At 63.3% G+C, this 14,654-nt stretch carries 12 protein-coding genes; 11 read left to right on the top strand and 1 reads right to left on the bottom strand.

All coding sequences use genetic code 11. From position 1 onward, the window contains the following. Positions 1–6 precede the first annotated feature (6 nt). The 6 genes from RCF49_RS08145 (at position 7) to RCF49_RS08120 (ending at position 6,816) form a co-directional block, all read left to right on the top strand. Positions 7–1,377 (top strand): glutamine synthetase family protein, encoded by a 1,371-nt coding sequence (locus RCF49_RS08145; protein ID WP_342643527.1) that lies wholly within the window; start codon positions 7–9, stop codon positions 1,375–1,377. Between the two features lie 12 nt (positions 1,378–1,389). Beyond that, positions 1,390–2,784 carry an aldehyde dehydrogenase family protein gene (locus RCF49_RS08140; RefSeq protein WP_342643526.1) on the top strand — a complete coding sequence of 465 codons (1,395 nt, stop codon included), beginning with the start codon at positions 1,390–1,392 and terminating at the stop codon, positions 2,782–2,784. Between the two features lie 152 nt (positions 2,785–2,936). Continuing rightward, entirely contained in the window at positions 2,937–4,100 is a 1,164-nt protein-coding gene (locus tag RCF49_RS08135; protein ID WP_342643525.1) for an iron-containing alcohol dehydrogenase, read from the top strand. Positions 4,101–4,144: 44 nt separating this feature from the next. Continuing rightward, the gene (locus RCF49_RS08130) at positions 4,145–5,035 is read left to right on the top strand and encodes a MurR/RpiR family transcriptional regulator (RefSeq protein WP_342643524.1); all 891 of its coding nucleotides are present in this window, start codon (positions 4,145–4,147) and stop codon (positions 5,033–5,035) included. A gap of 110 nt (positions 5,036–5,145) precedes the next feature. Further along, positions 5,146–6,381: a phenylacetate--CoA ligase family protein gene (locus RCF49_RS08125; RefSeq protein ID WP_342643523.1), complete on the top strand. Its 1,236-nt coding sequence runs from the start codon at positions 5,146–5,148 to the stop codon at positions 6,379–6,381. A 24-nt stretch (positions 6,382–6,405) separates the two neighbouring features. Then, positions 6,406–6,816: an NUDIX hydrolase gene (locus RCF49_RS08120; RefSeq protein WP_342643522.1), complete on the top strand. Its 411-nt coding sequence runs from the start codon at positions 6,406–6,408 to the stop codon at positions 6,814–6,816. 107 nt (positions 6,817–6,923) lie between these two features. On the opposite strand, the gene RCF49_RS08115 is transcribed toward RCF49_RS08120, so the two are convergent. Beyond that, positions 6,924–9,080: a CHASE2 domain-containing protein gene (locus RCF49_RS08115; protein ID WP_342643521.1), complete on the bottom strand. Its 2,157-nt coding sequence runs from the start codon at positions 9,078–9,080 to the stop codon at positions 6,924–6,926. Between the two features lie 239 nt (positions 9,081–9,319). On the opposite strand from RCF49_RS08115, the gene RCF49_RS08110 reads away from it, so the two are divergent. From RCF49_RS08110 to RCF49_RS08090, 5 genes are all read left to right on the top strand, one after another. After that, positions 9,320–10,573: a hypothetical protein gene (locus RCF49_RS08110; RefSeq protein ID WP_342643520.1), complete on the top strand. Its 1,254-nt coding sequence runs from the start codon at positions 9,320–9,322 to the stop codon at positions 10,571–10,573. Between the two features lie 13 nt (positions 10,574–10,586). Continuing rightward, a complete protein-coding gene (locus RCF49_RS08105) occupies positions 10,587–11,702 on the top strand; it encodes a FecR family protein (RefSeq protein ID WP_342643519.1) in 1,116 nt (371 codons plus the stop codon). A 170-nt stretch (positions 11,703–11,872) separates the two neighbouring features. Beyond that, the gene (gene hemH / locus RCF49_RS08100; protein WP_342643518.1) at positions 11,873–12,967 is read left to right on the top strand and encodes a ferrochelatase; all 1,095 of its coding nucleotides are present in this window, start codon (positions 11,873–11,875) and stop codon (positions 12,965–12,967) included. Positions 12,968–13,119: 152 nt separating this feature from the next. Then, complete coding sequence (locus RCF49_RS08095) at positions 13,120–14,196, top strand: SPFH domain-containing protein (protein ID WP_342643517.1); 1,077 nt, start codon at positions 13,120–13,122, stop codon at positions 14,194–14,196. Between the two features lie 10 nt (positions 14,197–14,206). Continuing rightward, complete coding sequence (locus tag RCF49_RS08090; RefSeq protein ID WP_342643516.1) at positions 14,207–14,653, top strand: NfeD family protein; 447 nt, start codon at positions 14,207–14,209, stop codon at positions 14,651–14,653. The last annotated feature ends 1 nt before the right edge of the window (position 14,654 follow it).

Below are 14,654 nucleotides of genomic sequence, written 5' to 3'. Positions count from 1 at the left end.
GGAGAGATGGCAGGACAGCTGACACTCGAAGCGCTCAGACAAGCGGTCGCGGAGGGCACCATCGATACGGTGCTGGTCTGCTTTCCGGACATGCAGGGCAGGCCGCTTGGCAAGCGCTTTCAGGCCGAGTTCTTCCTCGACAGCGGCATCGATGAGACGCATGCCTGCAATTATCTGCTGGCCAATGATATCGATATGGAACCGGTGCCGGGCTACAAGGCGGCCAATTGGGCGCTGGGCTATGGGGATTTCACCCTCAAGCCGGACCTAGGCACGCTCACGCGCGTGCCCTGGCTCGAGGCGACCGCCATGGTGCTGTGCGATGTGGTCGACCACCATACGCACAAGCCCGTGCCGCACAGCCCCCGGGCCATGCTGAAGGCGCAGATCGAAAGGCTCAACGCGCGGGGCATGAAGGCCTATACGGCCTCGGAGCTCGAATTCTACCTTTTCGACGAGAGCTTCCGCTCGGCCTTCGAGAAGGGCTATCGCGAGCTCAAGACCGCCGGCTATTACATCGAGGACTATCACATCCTGCAGACCACCAAGGAAGAGGATGTGATGCGGGCGATCCGCAAGGGCCTGCAGGCGGCCGGGATCCCGGTCGAGAATTCCAAAGGCGAATGGGGACCGGGCCAGGAGGAGATCAATGTCCGCTATGCGGATGCGCTCACCATGGCCGACCGTCATGTGATCCTCAAGAACGGCATCAAGGAGATCGCCCATCTCAAGGGCAAGGCCGTGACCTTCATGGCCAAATGGGATTATGCCCTCGCGGGCTCATCAGCCCATATCCATCAATCGCTGTGGAGCGCGGATGGCAAGACGCCGCTATTCCTCGATGAGGGCGACCGGCTCGGCATGTCGCAGCTCATGAAGCAGTATATGGCGGGGCTGCTCAAATATGCCGAGGAGATCACCTATTTCCTCGCGCCCTATATCAATTCCTACAAGCGGTTCCAGGCGGGCACTTTCGCGCCGACGCGCGCCATCTGGAGCCGCGATAACCGCACCGCCGGCTTCCGTCTGTGCGGGGAGCATACCAAGGGCATACGCTGCGAATGCCGGATCGGCGGTGCCGATCTCAATCCCTATCTCGCCTTCGCGGCCATGCTGGCTGCAGGGCAAGCGGGCATTGATGAGAAGCTCGCGCTCGAGCCGGATTATGTGGGCGATGCCTATACGGGGGCCAATCTGCGGGAAATTCCGAAGACGCTGCGCGATGCGGTTGCCGCGCTCGATGGCTCGGAGATGCTGCGCAAGGCCTTCGGCGATGATGTGATCGATCATTACGTGCACACGGCCCGTTGGGAGCAATTCGAATATGACCGCCGCGTCACCGATTGGGAATTGCGCCGCGGCTTTGAACAGAGCTGAGAGGGATAGTTCGTGACCGAGACCGTGAAGATCATCTCGCCCGTGGACGGGCGGGTCTATGCCGAGCGCCCCGTGGCTGGTGAAGCCGAAGTTTGGGCGGCCTTTCGCGCCGCACGTGCCGCGCAGAAGGAATGGGCGCGGGTCTCCGTTGCCGAGCGCGGACGCTATTGCGCGGCCATGATCGAGGCGCTCAAGGCCAAGAGCACGGAAATCGTGCCGGAGCTTGCCTGGCAGATGGGCCGGCCGGTGCGCTATGGGGCAGGGGAGCTGCGTGGCTTCGAGGAGCGGGCCCGCTATATGATCGAGATCGCCGAGGAGGCGCTTTCGGCCATCGATCCCGGCCCGAAGGATGGGTTCAAGCGCTATATCAAGCGCGAGCCGCTGGGCGTTATCTTCACCATCGCGCCCTGGAACTATCCTTATCTCACCGCGGTCAATTCCGTCGTCCCGGCGCTGATGGCCGGCAATGCGGTGGTGCTGAAGCATGCGAGCCAGACGCTGCTGGTGGGCGAGCGTATCGCGGAGGCCTTCAAGGCCGCGGGCTTGCCGGAGGGCCTGTTCCAAAATCTGGCCATCAGCCATGACCTGACCACCAAGGCGATCAGCGGCGGGCTTGCCGATATGGTGTGCTTCACCGGCTCAGTCGAAGGCGGCAGGTCAATGGAGAATGCAGCCGTCGGGCAGTTCATCGGCATGGGACTTGAGCTCGGCGGGAAGGACCCGGCCTATGTGCGGCGCGATGCCAATATCGCCCATGCCATCGAAAATCTGGTCGATGGCGCCTTCTTCAATTCCGGCCAGTCCTGCTGCGGAATCGAGCGGATCTATGTGGATGCGCCGGTCTATGACGAGTTCGTGGAAGGCGCTGTCGCGCTCACCCGCGGCTATGTGCTGGGCAATCCGCTGGAGGAGGCGACGACGCTGGGCCCGATGGTGAAGGCGAGCGCCGCCGATTTCGTGCGCGGACAGATCGAAGCCGCGGTGCGTGCTGGCGCCCGCGCTCATATCGATGAGGGCGGCTTTGCCATGAGCAAGCCGGGCACGCCTTATCTCGCGCCGCAAATTCTCACCGAGGTCGACCATCAGATGTCGGTCATGCGGGATGAGAGCTTCGGGCCGGTGGTCGGCATCATGAAGGTTGCGGGCGATGACGAGGCGGTCACGCTGATGAATGACAGCCCGTTCGGCCTCACCGCCGCGATCTGGAGCGAGGATGCGGAGGCGGCGGAAGCCATTGGCGACAGGCTCGAGACCGGCACGGTGTTCCTCAACCGGTGCGACTATCTCGATCCGGCGCTGGCCTGGACGGGCGTTAAGGATTCCGGCCGCGGCGTGACCCTGTCGCGCATCGGCTATGAGGTGCTGACCCGGCCCAAGTCGTTCCACCTTCGCGTCAAGACTGGTTGATCCGATGATCCGCCATGCTCGGCCTTGAGCCGAGCATGCAGGGTAATGCGGCCGATGGGTCCAGCTTGGCTCTGGATCGCCGGGTCCAGCCCGGTGACGACTGTAATAATAGCCCGGGGATGACGGGAACAAGAGTGAACATAGGAACAGGCATGACACTGACCGCCAACTGGAATTATCCGACGACGGTGCGTTTCGGCGCCGGCCGCATCAAGGAATTGGGCAAGGCCTGCCGGGATGCAGGCATCACGAAGCCGCTGCTGGTGACCGATCCCGGCCTCGCCGCCCTGCCCATGGTGGCGCAGGTCATCGATATTCTGAAAGCCGACGGGCTTTCGGCCGCAGTGTTCTCGGACGTCAAGGCCAATCCGAACGAGGCCAATGTTTCGGCTGGTGTTGAGACCTATCGCAAGGGCGGCCATGACGGTGTGATCGCGCTGGGCGGCGGCTCGGGGCTCGATGCGGGCAAGGCGGTCGCCTTCATGCAGGGACAGACCCGGCCGATTTGGGATTTCGAGGATATCGGTGACTGGTGGACCCGGGCCAATGCCGGGGCGATCGCGCCGATCGTGGCCATACCGACCACGGCTGGCACAGGCTCGGAAGTGGGGCGGGCATCGGTCATCACCAATGAGGCGACCCACGAAAAGAAGATCATCTTCCATCCGAAGCTGCTGCCGGCCATCGTCATCGCCGATCCCGAGCTGACCATAGGTCTGCCGGCGAAGCTGACCGCGGCGACCGGTATGGACGCGCTTGCGCATAATCTGGAAGCCTATTGTGCGCCAGGATATCACCCCATGGCGGCAGGCATCGCGGTCGAGGGCATGCGGCTGATCAAGCAATGGCTGCCCAAGGCCACCGCGAATGGCGGGGATATCGAAGCCCGCAGCCAGATGCTTGCCGCATCCTCGATGGGGGCTGCCGCATTCCAGCGCGGGCTTGGGGCGGTGCATGCGCTCTCGCATCCGATCGGCGGGCTTTACGATGCCCATCACGGCACTCTCAACGGCGTGCTGATGCCTTATGTGCTGGTGGCAAATCGCGAGGCGGTCGAGGACAGGATCACCGATGCGGCGCATTACATGGGCATTACCGGCGGGTTCAAAGGCTTTCTCGACTGGCTGGTGGCGCTGCGCTCGGAACTGGGCATCCCGAACACACTGAGAGAGCTCGGGGTTGGCGAAGACAGGCTCGACCAGATCGCAGAGATGGCCATTCGGGATCCCTCTGCCGGCGGCAACCCGATCGCCTTCTCTCAGGAGCAGTATCGGGACATTGCCGCCCGTGCGGTGCGGGGCGAGCTCAAGCTCTGAGCCAGGCTCGCCGATAGCGGGACGGCCCAACGAGGAAGCAAGCCATGGTCGCGACCCGCGATCATACTGCAGCCGGGACAGGCGAGACGGTCGCCGAGCGGCTAAGGCTCGGCCTCGACCGGCTGACCCGGTCGGAGCGCCATCTTGCGGGCACGCTGCTCGCCGATTATCCCGTTGCCGGCCTCACCAATGTGGCGGAGCTCGCGCGGCGGGCAGGGGTGAGCGCGCCGACCGTCATCCGCATGCTGCAGAAGCTCGGGTTCACCGGCTATCCCGAGTTTCAGGAGGCGTTGCGGAGCGAGCTGGCCGCGCAGTTCTCCACGCCGCTCACCAAGTATGCGCGCGGGGCGTCGCGGGCGCCGGACGGGCATATGCTCAACCGGTTCTCCGGGGCGGTGATCGATAATCTGCAGAGTTCGCTCAGGATCGCCGATCACCGCTCGTTCGATGCCATTGTCGAACGGCTGGCGGATCAGGATCACGGCGTGCATATGGTGGGCGGGCGGCTCAGCCGGGTGCTTGCCGATTATCTCTTCACGCAGCTACATGGGTTGCGGCCCGGCGTTTCCGTCCTGCCGGGCACGACCACCCTATGGCCGCAGCATCTCGCCAATATGCAGGATGGCGATACGCTGGTGATCTTCGATGTTCGCCGCTACGAGCGGGATCTGATCGAGCTTGCCGAGATTGCGGCGCGGCGGGGCGCCGTGATCGTATTGTTCACGGATCAGTGGATGTCGCCGATCAGTGCGGTTGCTCGCCACGTTCTGCCGCTGCGGATCGAGGCACCGTCCAGCTGGGATTCGCTCGCGGTGCCGATGATCATGGTCGAGGCGCTGCTTGCCGCCACCGCCGAGCGCATCTGGCCGGACGCTGCCGAGCGGCTGGGCTTGATGGAGCAGCTGTTCGACGAGATGCGCCAGTTCAGGAAATAGCCCCCGGGACCTAAGCCGCGGGTGATTGCCCTTCGGGTCACGGCCGCATAGAGTTCCCGACATTCGTTGCGCCGACGGAGCCAATCGGCTGAACCAAGGTGGGGGACCTCATGGCAGATCACTTCGATGCTCTCGAAACCCGCGATCCCAAGGAGCGTGAGCGGGATCTTTTCAGCCGGCTGCCTGGGCTCATCGGAATGGCAATTGCCAGAGCGCCGGGATGGGCACGTCATCTCGGGGCGATCGATCCGGCCGCGGTCACCACGCGCGAGACGCTCGCCACATTGCCGGTGCTGCGCAAGAGCGATCTGAAGGACCTGCAGGAGGAAGAGCCACCGTTCGGCGGGTTTGCCGTCACTCAAGGGCGGACGCCGCCGCGGCTATTCATGTCGCCCGGCCCGATCTACGAGCCGCAGAGCGAGGGCGGCGACCCATGGCGGGGCGCGCGCTCGCTGTTTGCGGCAGGGTTCCGTCCCGGTGACATCGTGCTCAACTGCTTTGCCTATCACCTCACGCCGGGCGGCTTCATGATGGATACGGCGGCACGAGCGCTCGGCTGCAGTGTCATTCCAGGTGGGGTCGGCAATACCGAGATGCAGGTCGAGGCGATCGCGCATCTCAAACCGAACGGCTATACGGGCACACCGGACTTCCTCAAGATCCTGCTCGACAAGGCGGACGAGCTCGGTAGGGACGCCTCGTCGATCACCAAGGCGCTTGTGTCGGGCGCGGCGCTGCCGGCTTCCTTAAGGCAGGAGCTTCAAGGGCGCGGGATCGCGGTGCGCCAGGCTTATGGGCTTGCGGAAGTCGGCACGGTCGCGTTCGAGACGGAGGCGCTCGAGGGCATGGTGGTGGACGAGAACATCATCCTCGAGATCGTTAAGCCAGGCACCGGCGATCCGGTGCCCGAGGGGGAGATCGGCGAGGTGGTGGTGACCACGTTCAGTGAGACCTATCCGATGATCCGCCTTGCCACCGGTGATCTTTCGGCCGTCATGCCGGGGCAATCCCCGTGCGGGCGCACCAATGTTCGGATCAAGGGGTGGATGGGACGCGCCGATCAGACCGCGAAGGTGAAGGGCATGTTCGTGCGTCCGGGCCAGGTTGCGGACATTGCCAAGCGCCACCCGGAACTGGGGCGGCTGCGGCTGGTTATCACCCGGGAGGGCGAGCAGGATGCGATGACCTTGCGGGCAGAAAGCGCCTCGAATGAGGAAGGGTTTGCCCAGAAGGTCGCCGCCACTCTGCAGTCGCTCACCAAAATTCGCGGCAGCGTCGAGCTCGTGCCGCCAGGATCGCTGCCGGCGGACGGGAAGGTGATCGCTGACGAACGCAGCTATAGCTGACCGCCTGGAGTTTGAAGGCCAGCCATGCCCAAGCCTGAAACACCGCTTCTCACGACGGATTGCATCGCCATCGACAATGCCGGGCGGGTGGTCCTGATCCGCCGCAAGAACCCGCCATTTGAGGGCTCCTATGCGTTGCCTGGCGGCTTTGTGGATGTGGGAGAGACGGTGGAGGATGCTTGCCGGCGCGAGCTGAAGGAGGAGACGGGGCTCGATGCGGGCGAGCTCACGCTGGTCGGGGTCTATTCCTCGCCCGACCGCGATCCGCGCTTCCATACGGCGAGCGTGGTGTTCCTCACCGGGATCGGCAATCAGGTGCCGGTCGCGGGAGATGACGCGGCCCATGCGGAGCTGGTGGAGGACTGGAGAAGGATCGACTTCGCATTCGATCATGGCCAGGTCATGAGGGACGCCGAGCGGCTGTTGAAGCGGTAAGGCTCACGCCCTCACGTGTGGCCCTGGACCACCGGGTCAAGCCCGGTGGCGACGGTAAATCGACCGTTCTTGCCCGGGCTGGCCAGCGATACAAAGCACCGGCCGCGTTACTTGCTTTCCATATCGGTGATGCCGTCCCACTCCGCTGGTGGGTTCACGCAATATTGGGTGATCCGGCGCCGGTAGCTCGCCATGAGGCCCTGCACGGGAAGGCTGTCTGCAACCTGTTCAGTCGCATCGAGCAGGCTGGCTGCCTTGTTCCAGCAGCCCTTGCGAAAGGCCTCCAGCATTTCGTCATGGGCCGCAAGCAGGCGGGCGAAGCTCGCTTTCTGCTTCATCTCGGGGCCGCCGAGCAGAGCATGAATGCGCACCGGCTCGGTCTTGCCGACCACGCGCACCTGATCGACCTCGATGAAGGCGAAATCGCGCGCCGCATTCACCGTCGACTGGCCTGCGAGAATGGAAACTCCGTATTTCTTGGTGAGGCCCTCGATGCGGGACGCGAGGTTCACACAATCGCCGATCGCGGAATAATTGAAGCGCTGGGCAGAGCCGAGATTGCCCACGCAGCAGATACCGGTGTTCAGCCCAATGCCAATCTGCAGCGGGCGATTGATCTTCTCACGCACCTCGTCCAGGCGTTGCAGCATCTTGAGCACCGTGGCACAGGCGCGTGCCGAGTGGTCATCCGCCGGCAGGGGCGCGTTCCAGAACGCCATGATCGCATCCCCAATATATTTGTCGATCGTGGCGCCACCTTTGAGGAGTTCATCACTCATGGGGGTGAGAAAATCATTGATCAGCCGGGTCAATTCCTGGGGCGCCAAGCCCTCCGAAAGGGTGGTGAAGCCACGGATGTCCGAGAACATGATGGTGAGTTCCCGGTCCTCGCCACCGAGCTTCAGGCGCTCGGGCTCCTCGGCCAGCCGTTCGACCAGAGGCGGTGCCAGATAGAGGCTGAAGGCCTGACGTATGCTCTGGCGCTCCTGCTCGGTGAGCAGGAAGAGGACGCCGGTCACCGCGACATAGACCAGGATCACGGCAAGGGCGGGGTAAACCGGCGTGAGCAGGAGGTGGTGATTATCGAAGGCAAGCCATGAGAGGGCTATGGCCAGGATGATGGCCGCAATGCCGATCGCTGCGCCCCAGCTGGCATTATGGCGGGGCAGCAGCCAGATGAGCAGGCCGCCAATGGCAAGCACCATAAAAAGCTCGGCTCCCGGTGCCCAATCAGGCCGTTGTAGGAAGCTGCCATCCAGAATCTGGTCGATGACCTCCGCCTGGACGAACACGCCCGGCACCGCATTGGAGATGGGCGTTGCCACGATATCGAGCAGGCCCGCGGCACTGGTGCCGATCAGGACGATGTGGCCTTCCACGAGGCTGCGGAGCCGATCAGCATCGATGGTGTCGCCGGCGATTTCCCAGGCGGGCAAGACATTCTCCTGTGGCCCGTTGGTGTAATGGACCCACATCTCGCCTTCGGCGGAGGTCGGGATGGTGAACTCACCGACCCTGATCGCGACCATGCCGGCATTCTCGCCGATTTCGATCTCACCACTGGCCGCTGTCGAGCGAATCTGGATGGCGCTCGCGCCTTGCGCGACACGGAGAGCCTCAAGGGCGAGGGAGGGATAGAGCAGGTCGCCATAGCGGCCCACGAGAGGCACCGCGCGGACCACGCGGTCATAGCCGGGCCGGTAATTGATGAATCCCAGGCCCGGTGCTGCCTCATCCAGGATCGGCAGATTGGCGACCGCGCCGCCAAAGTCGGGCAGGTAGCTCTTGGGATCGGTGCCGGCAAAGGCAAAACCGGCCTTCGCCGGTGGGGGAGGGTCATCCCCCAGCGGCGTCAAGATCATGCCGGCAACCGCATTGGACTGGCTAAACGCAGTGGCCAGGGTTGCATCATTGTCGGGAAGCGACTGCGGGAGCTGTGCACCCAAATTGGGAAATTTCTGCTCAAGGCGCTTCAATACCCGGGCCGGCGAGGTGCGATCGGGTTCGGCGAAGACGATATCGAAGGCGATGGCGGCGGCCCCCGCCTCTTGGAGATGCTCGACCATGCGCGCAATGAGGTCGCGATCCCATGGCCACTGGCCGAGGCGGGCGAGGCTCTCTTCATCTATGTCTATGATTCTGATGGGTGAATCGAAGTTCCCGCGGGGACTGAAGCGCTGATAACTGTCGAAAAGAAAGCCTGTCAAGGTCTCAAGCAGTGCCGGCCGGAACAGCGCGAGTAATACGACGGTGGCCAGTGCCACTATACCAGCCAGACGGGCCCAACGGCGCTTCGATTGTGGCTTTGATGCTGCCATTGGGAAAATGTTCTGCGTACCTTGTGATTCTATTGGATTATTACTCGATCGCACCGTAATGTGCACGCAGTCCGGCTGGTTTGGGGAGCCGTCAGGGGGAAAGATAATAGCCTATGCAAAGCAAGGCGCACCTCGTGGGTATAGCGGGGGTGCTAGCGCTGGTCGTGTCTTCTACACCATCGCAAGTGACAGCCCAGACCCAATCAATCACCTATGATCAGATCTTACAGAGCCCGGATAACCTTGCATTGTCCTTCGCCTATGCCCGGCAGGAGGCAAATGAAGGCAATCTGCAGCAGGCGGCCGGCAGTCTCGAACGTCTGCTCCTGCTCGAGCCGGAATGGGATACGGTCCGGTTGTTCTATGCCATGGTGCTCTACCGGCTGGATGACATGGACGGTGCGGTTCGGGAGCTGAACATTCTGCGCACCCGAGAGCTGAGCGCCGCGCAGCGGCTGGAGGTCGAGCGCTATTACAAGCTCGCGACCACGCGCAATGAGCCGACGCGGCTCTATGGCGACTGGACGTTCGGTCTTCGCCATGACAGCAATCCCAATCTCGCGCCGGATAGCGACGTCATCCTGTTTGAAGATGTGCCCGTTCCGAACGAGATCGACAAGGATGCCGATACCGCGTTCTATACATCCGGCAGAATGCGCATTGAGCATTCGCTGGGCACCGGCAATGGCGATTTTCTGTTCTTCGACGGGCGCGGCTGGCTGAACGAGCAGTTCAGCTTCGACAAGCAGGACTATCTGTCCGGACGGGTCGAAGCGGGCGGCACCTTCTTCTTCGGGCCGGTGGCGGTCACGCCCAAGGGCATCTATAACGGGCTGACGCTCGACCGGGACCACTATCTCGACGAATTCGGCGGCGGTCTGGAGCTAGCCTTTGCCGTAAGCCCGCATGTGGCGCTCAAGGCCGAAGTCAATGTGGTCGACCAGGACTATTTCAAGACATCGCTGAGCAGCGTGGGCAGCGCGCGCGACGGGATGCGCATGGATGTGGGCGGCGGCTTCAGCTGGCGGCCGGTGCAGTGGAACACCTTCAGCCTCGAAGCCTATTACGTGGATAAGGAGGCGGAGGTCGCGAGCTTCGCCTTCGATGGTGTGTGGGGACGTGCTTCGAACCTCACGCTGCTGGGCAAGGGCACCTATCTGCTCTCGCAGCTCACGCTGTGGAGCTTCGATTATGATGCGCCGGATCCGCGCTATTCCTCGACCATCACGCGCGATGATTTTCGTCTGAAGGCAAGGCTCGCCTATGGCACGCCGCTGCAGACGGTGGCGGACCTGTTCACCGCCGAACTGCCGCCGGCCATCGGAGACCTGAACTTCCAGCTCTCGGGCTCGTACACCTATCAGGATTCAAACATCAAGAACTTGGACTTCGAGAACTGGAGCGTTGAGGGCCTGTTCACGAAGCGCTTCAGCTTCTGAGGAGACAAGGCAGATGAGCCGAACTCCGATTTCCCCCAAGGCGGCGCGCACCGCGTTCGCGCTGGGGCTCTTGCTCAACACGGTTTCGGGCGCAGCGCTTGAGGCTTATGCGCAGTCCAGCCGGGTTGGCGTGAATGCCGCTGTCAGCGGTCAGGTCTATGTCACCGGCGCGCAGGCTGCGAACAAGCGCCAGGCGCAGGTCAAGGAGGATGTCTATCGCGGCGACGTGGTGGAGACGCTCCGCCAATCGGCGCTGCAGATTCTGCTGGTGGACGAGACCGTGTTCACCGTCGGCCAGAACTGCGAGATCACGATCGATGAATTCGTCTATGACCCCAACCGGGGCTCAGGCAAGGTCGCCGCAACGATCGCCAAGGGCGCATTCCGGTTCATGACCGGAAAGATCGGCACCGCGAACCCGTCGAATGTGTCTCTGAAGACGCCGGCGTCCACCATCGGCATTCGCGGCACCATGGGCGAAGTGGCGGTGGGGTCGGATGCGGTCGCGATCTGCAAGGCTGCAGGTGTCGGCAGCGGCGTCCGCTTCGATCCGGCAAGCGCGAGCCTCGTTGCATTGCGCGGGCCGGGGCGCGGCCGAAACTCGTTCGACAAGATGGGGCGGATCGTCGTCTCGGGCGGCGGCCGCAGCGTCGAGATTTCCGAGCCCGGCTATGCCGTATGCGTGCCTTATCAGGGGGCGGCACCGCTCGGTCCGTTCCGGCTGGATGCGACAGCGCTCGCCTATTTCGACACCTGGCTGAGATCAACACCACAGGGCCGTGGCATCAACCCGTCTGACGTGACCGAGACGGGCGGCGCGCTGAGTGAGCAGAACCTGTTCAATCAGCCGGTCACCAATACAGATCCGCTCGAGCAGGAGCGGGACGACGCCATTCAAGACAGCAACATCCCGACCGAGGAGCCCTATGGGGGTGGTGGCGGAGAACCGCCGCCGGATCCTGATCCGGTGGTGGTGCCGCAGCCCGGGTTCGAGCCGCCAGACATGCCGTTCTCGTTCGATGATATTCGGGATCGGTTCTTCCCCGACGATCCCTATGGCGGCGGTGGCGATCCCTACGGTGGCGGCGATCCCTATGGCGGCGGCGGCGACCCGTACGGGGGCGGGTGAGCGAAGAGCGACCTATCGCTGAGAGAGCGAGCATCGCCGGAGCGGTTCCGGCGGTGTGGATTCGACGATGCCGTCCCTTTGCGCCCAATGTCGCAGTGGCGTTCTGTTTGGATCGGTTCTAAAGTGCGATGCCCCTTGCGTTTTGGCCAGGGCAATCATTAATGCAGGGCATGGCACGGTTACGTGAAATGGAGATGATGGAGGCTGCCGAACAGCAGCCCCGCTCGGGGGGCGGAGCGGCGAGCGCCTTGCCCTATATCCAGAGCCGGGTGCAGGATGCCGGGAAGATTGGCGTTCTGATCGTCAATCTGGGCACGCCCGAGGCAACGTCCTATTGGCCGATGCGCCGTTACCTCCGGGAGTTCCTGTCGGACCGGCGGGTCATCGAGGTCAATCCGCTGGTCTGGCAGGTGATTCTCAACGTATTCGTGCTCAGCACGCGACCGAAGAAGAGCGGCGAGGCCTATGCGAAGATCTGGAACCGGTCGCGCAACGAGAGTCCGCTGAAGACGGTGACGCGCGCCCAGGCCGAAAAGGTCGCACAGCGCCTTGCGGGGGTGCCAGGCATCGTCGTGGATTGGGCAATGCGCTATGGGCTGCCGCCGATTGCCGAGCGGCTCGACCATCTGGTGGCGCAGGGCTGCGACAGGATGTTGCTGTTCCCGCTCTATCCACAATATGCGGCGGCCACGACAGCGACGGTGCAGGATAAGGCCTTCGATGCGCTGAAGACCCTGCGGCGTCAGCCGGCGCTGCGCACGGTGCCCGCCTATTTCGACCATCCCGCCTATATTGATGCGCTGGCGCAGTCCTTGCAGAGCCACCTGCAGAGCCTGAGCTGGCGACCGGACAAGATCATCGCGTCCTATCACGGGCTGCCGGAAGACTATGTCGAGAAGGGCGATCCCTATTATGAGCAATGCGCGGCGACCACGCGGTTGTTGCGCGAGCGCATGGGGCTCGGCGAGGGCGACCTCGTGATGACCTTCCAGTCTCGGTTCGGCCGCGCCGAGTGGATCAAGCCCTATACGGCGGAGACGATTGCGGATCTGCCTGGTCAGGGCACAAAGAACCTGGTCGTCATCACACCAGGCTTTGCCGCTGACTGCGTGGAGACGCTGGAGGAGATCGCGATCGGGGCGGCGGAGATCTTCCACGAGGCGGGCGGCGAGAATTTCTCCGTGGTGCCGTGCCTCAACGATAGCGACATCTCGGTTGAGATGCTCACCACCATCATCGAGGATGAGCTGCAGGGCTGGCGCTAGGTCTGCGGCAGGAGGCCCGTGTGGCTCCTGGAGGGCCCGGTCGAGCCGGGGATGGCGAAGCGGCTGTGGTTCATCTCCGTGCCGGCAGCGTGGACAACTCTCGCGCGTAAAGCTATGAGAGTACGACTGCTTTGCCGCGGGGGAGACTGCGCATGTTCGAAGGGCTGTCCATTTTCGTCGTGGTGCTGCTGGTGGTGGTGCTGCTGGCGATCTTCCAGGGCATTCGCGTCATTCCGCAGGGCTCCAACTGGACCGTCGAGCGTTTCGGGCGTTACACCAAGACCCTGCAGCCGGGCCTCAATCTCATCGTCCCCTTCATCGATCGGATCGGTGCCAAGCTCAACATGATGGAGCAGGTGCTGGACATTCCAAGCCAGGAGGTGATCACCCGAGACAATGCCATGGTCGAGGTGAACGGGGTTGCCTTCTACCAGGTGCTCGATGCTGCCAAGGCCGCCTATGAGGTCTCAGGGCTCGAGAATGCCATCGTCAATCTCACCCTCACCAATATCCGGACGGTGATGGGGTCGATGGATCTCGATGAACTCCTGTCCAAGCGTGATGAGATCAACCAGCGGCTGATCACGGTTGTCGATCAGGCCACTCATCCCTGGGGCGTAAAGGTCACCCGGATCGAGATCCGCGACATCAACCCGCCGCGGGACCTGGTGGATTCGATGGCGCGCCAGATGAAGGCAGAACGCGAGAAGCGGGCCCGCATCCTCGAGGCGGAGGGCGTGCGGGCTGCGGAGATCCTGCGCGCGGAGGGCCAGAAGCAGGCAACGGTCTTGGAAGCCGAGGGGCGCAAGGAAGCCGCCTTTCGCGATGCGGAAGCACGCGAGCGGGCAGCGGAAGCAGAGGCCAAGGCAACGCAGATGGTGAGCGATGCGATTGCCACCGGCAACATCCAGGCGATCAATTATTTCGTGGCCACCAAATACGTGGATGCACTGAGTGAGCTTGCCTCGGCGCCCAATCAGAAGGTGCTGATGATGCCCGTGGATGCCACATCGATTCTCGGTGCGGTCGGCGGGATCGCGGAGCTTACGCGCGCGGCATTCGGCGGGGATGGCGATGGGCGGCCAGCGCCACGCGGCGGGCAAAGGCCGGTTGGCACCGGGGCAGAGGCCTCGGCCCCGAGGCGGCGGTCGACGGGTGCTGTGCCGCAAGTCTCGAGCCCCATGCAGGGCGGCCCGACGACGCCATCCTCTGGCCCGGCGACCGAGTGAGCGCCCGGGAATGGCGGAACTCATGGACATGATCGGCGTCTGGGGCTGGTGGATCCTCGCCGCGGTCTTGTTGGCGCTGGAACTGGTGATGCCCGGCGTGTTCCTCATGTGGATCGGTGCTGCGGCCTTTGCCGTCGGGCTCATCGTCTTTGTCATCAGCATTCCCTGGCAGGCACAGATTGTCGCCTTCGCCGCATTATCGGTGATCGCTGTACTGATCGCCCGCCGCTATTTCGGCGGCCCGGGGGCGTTGAGCGATCAGCCTAATCTCAACCGCCGGCAAGAGACCTTCGTTGGCCAACGCTACAGGCTGACGGATCCGATCACCGATGGGCGCGGCCGGTTATGGATCAATGACACGGCATGGGTGATCAGGGGGCCGGATGCTCCGGCTGGAAGCTGGGTGCGGGTCAAGGCCACGGACGGCATGGACCTGTTGGTGGAGCCAGTGGAGTAAG

Origin of the sequence: Rhodoligotrophos sp. CJ14, assembly GCF_038811545.1 — a bacterium.
Classification (GTDB): domain Bacteria; phylum Pseudomonadota; class Alphaproteobacteria; order Rhizobiales; family Im1; genus Rhodoligotrophos; species Rhodoligotrophos ferricapiens.
Note: the sequence above shows the minus strand (reverse complement) of the source record. Positions and strands in the feature narration are given on the sequence as shown.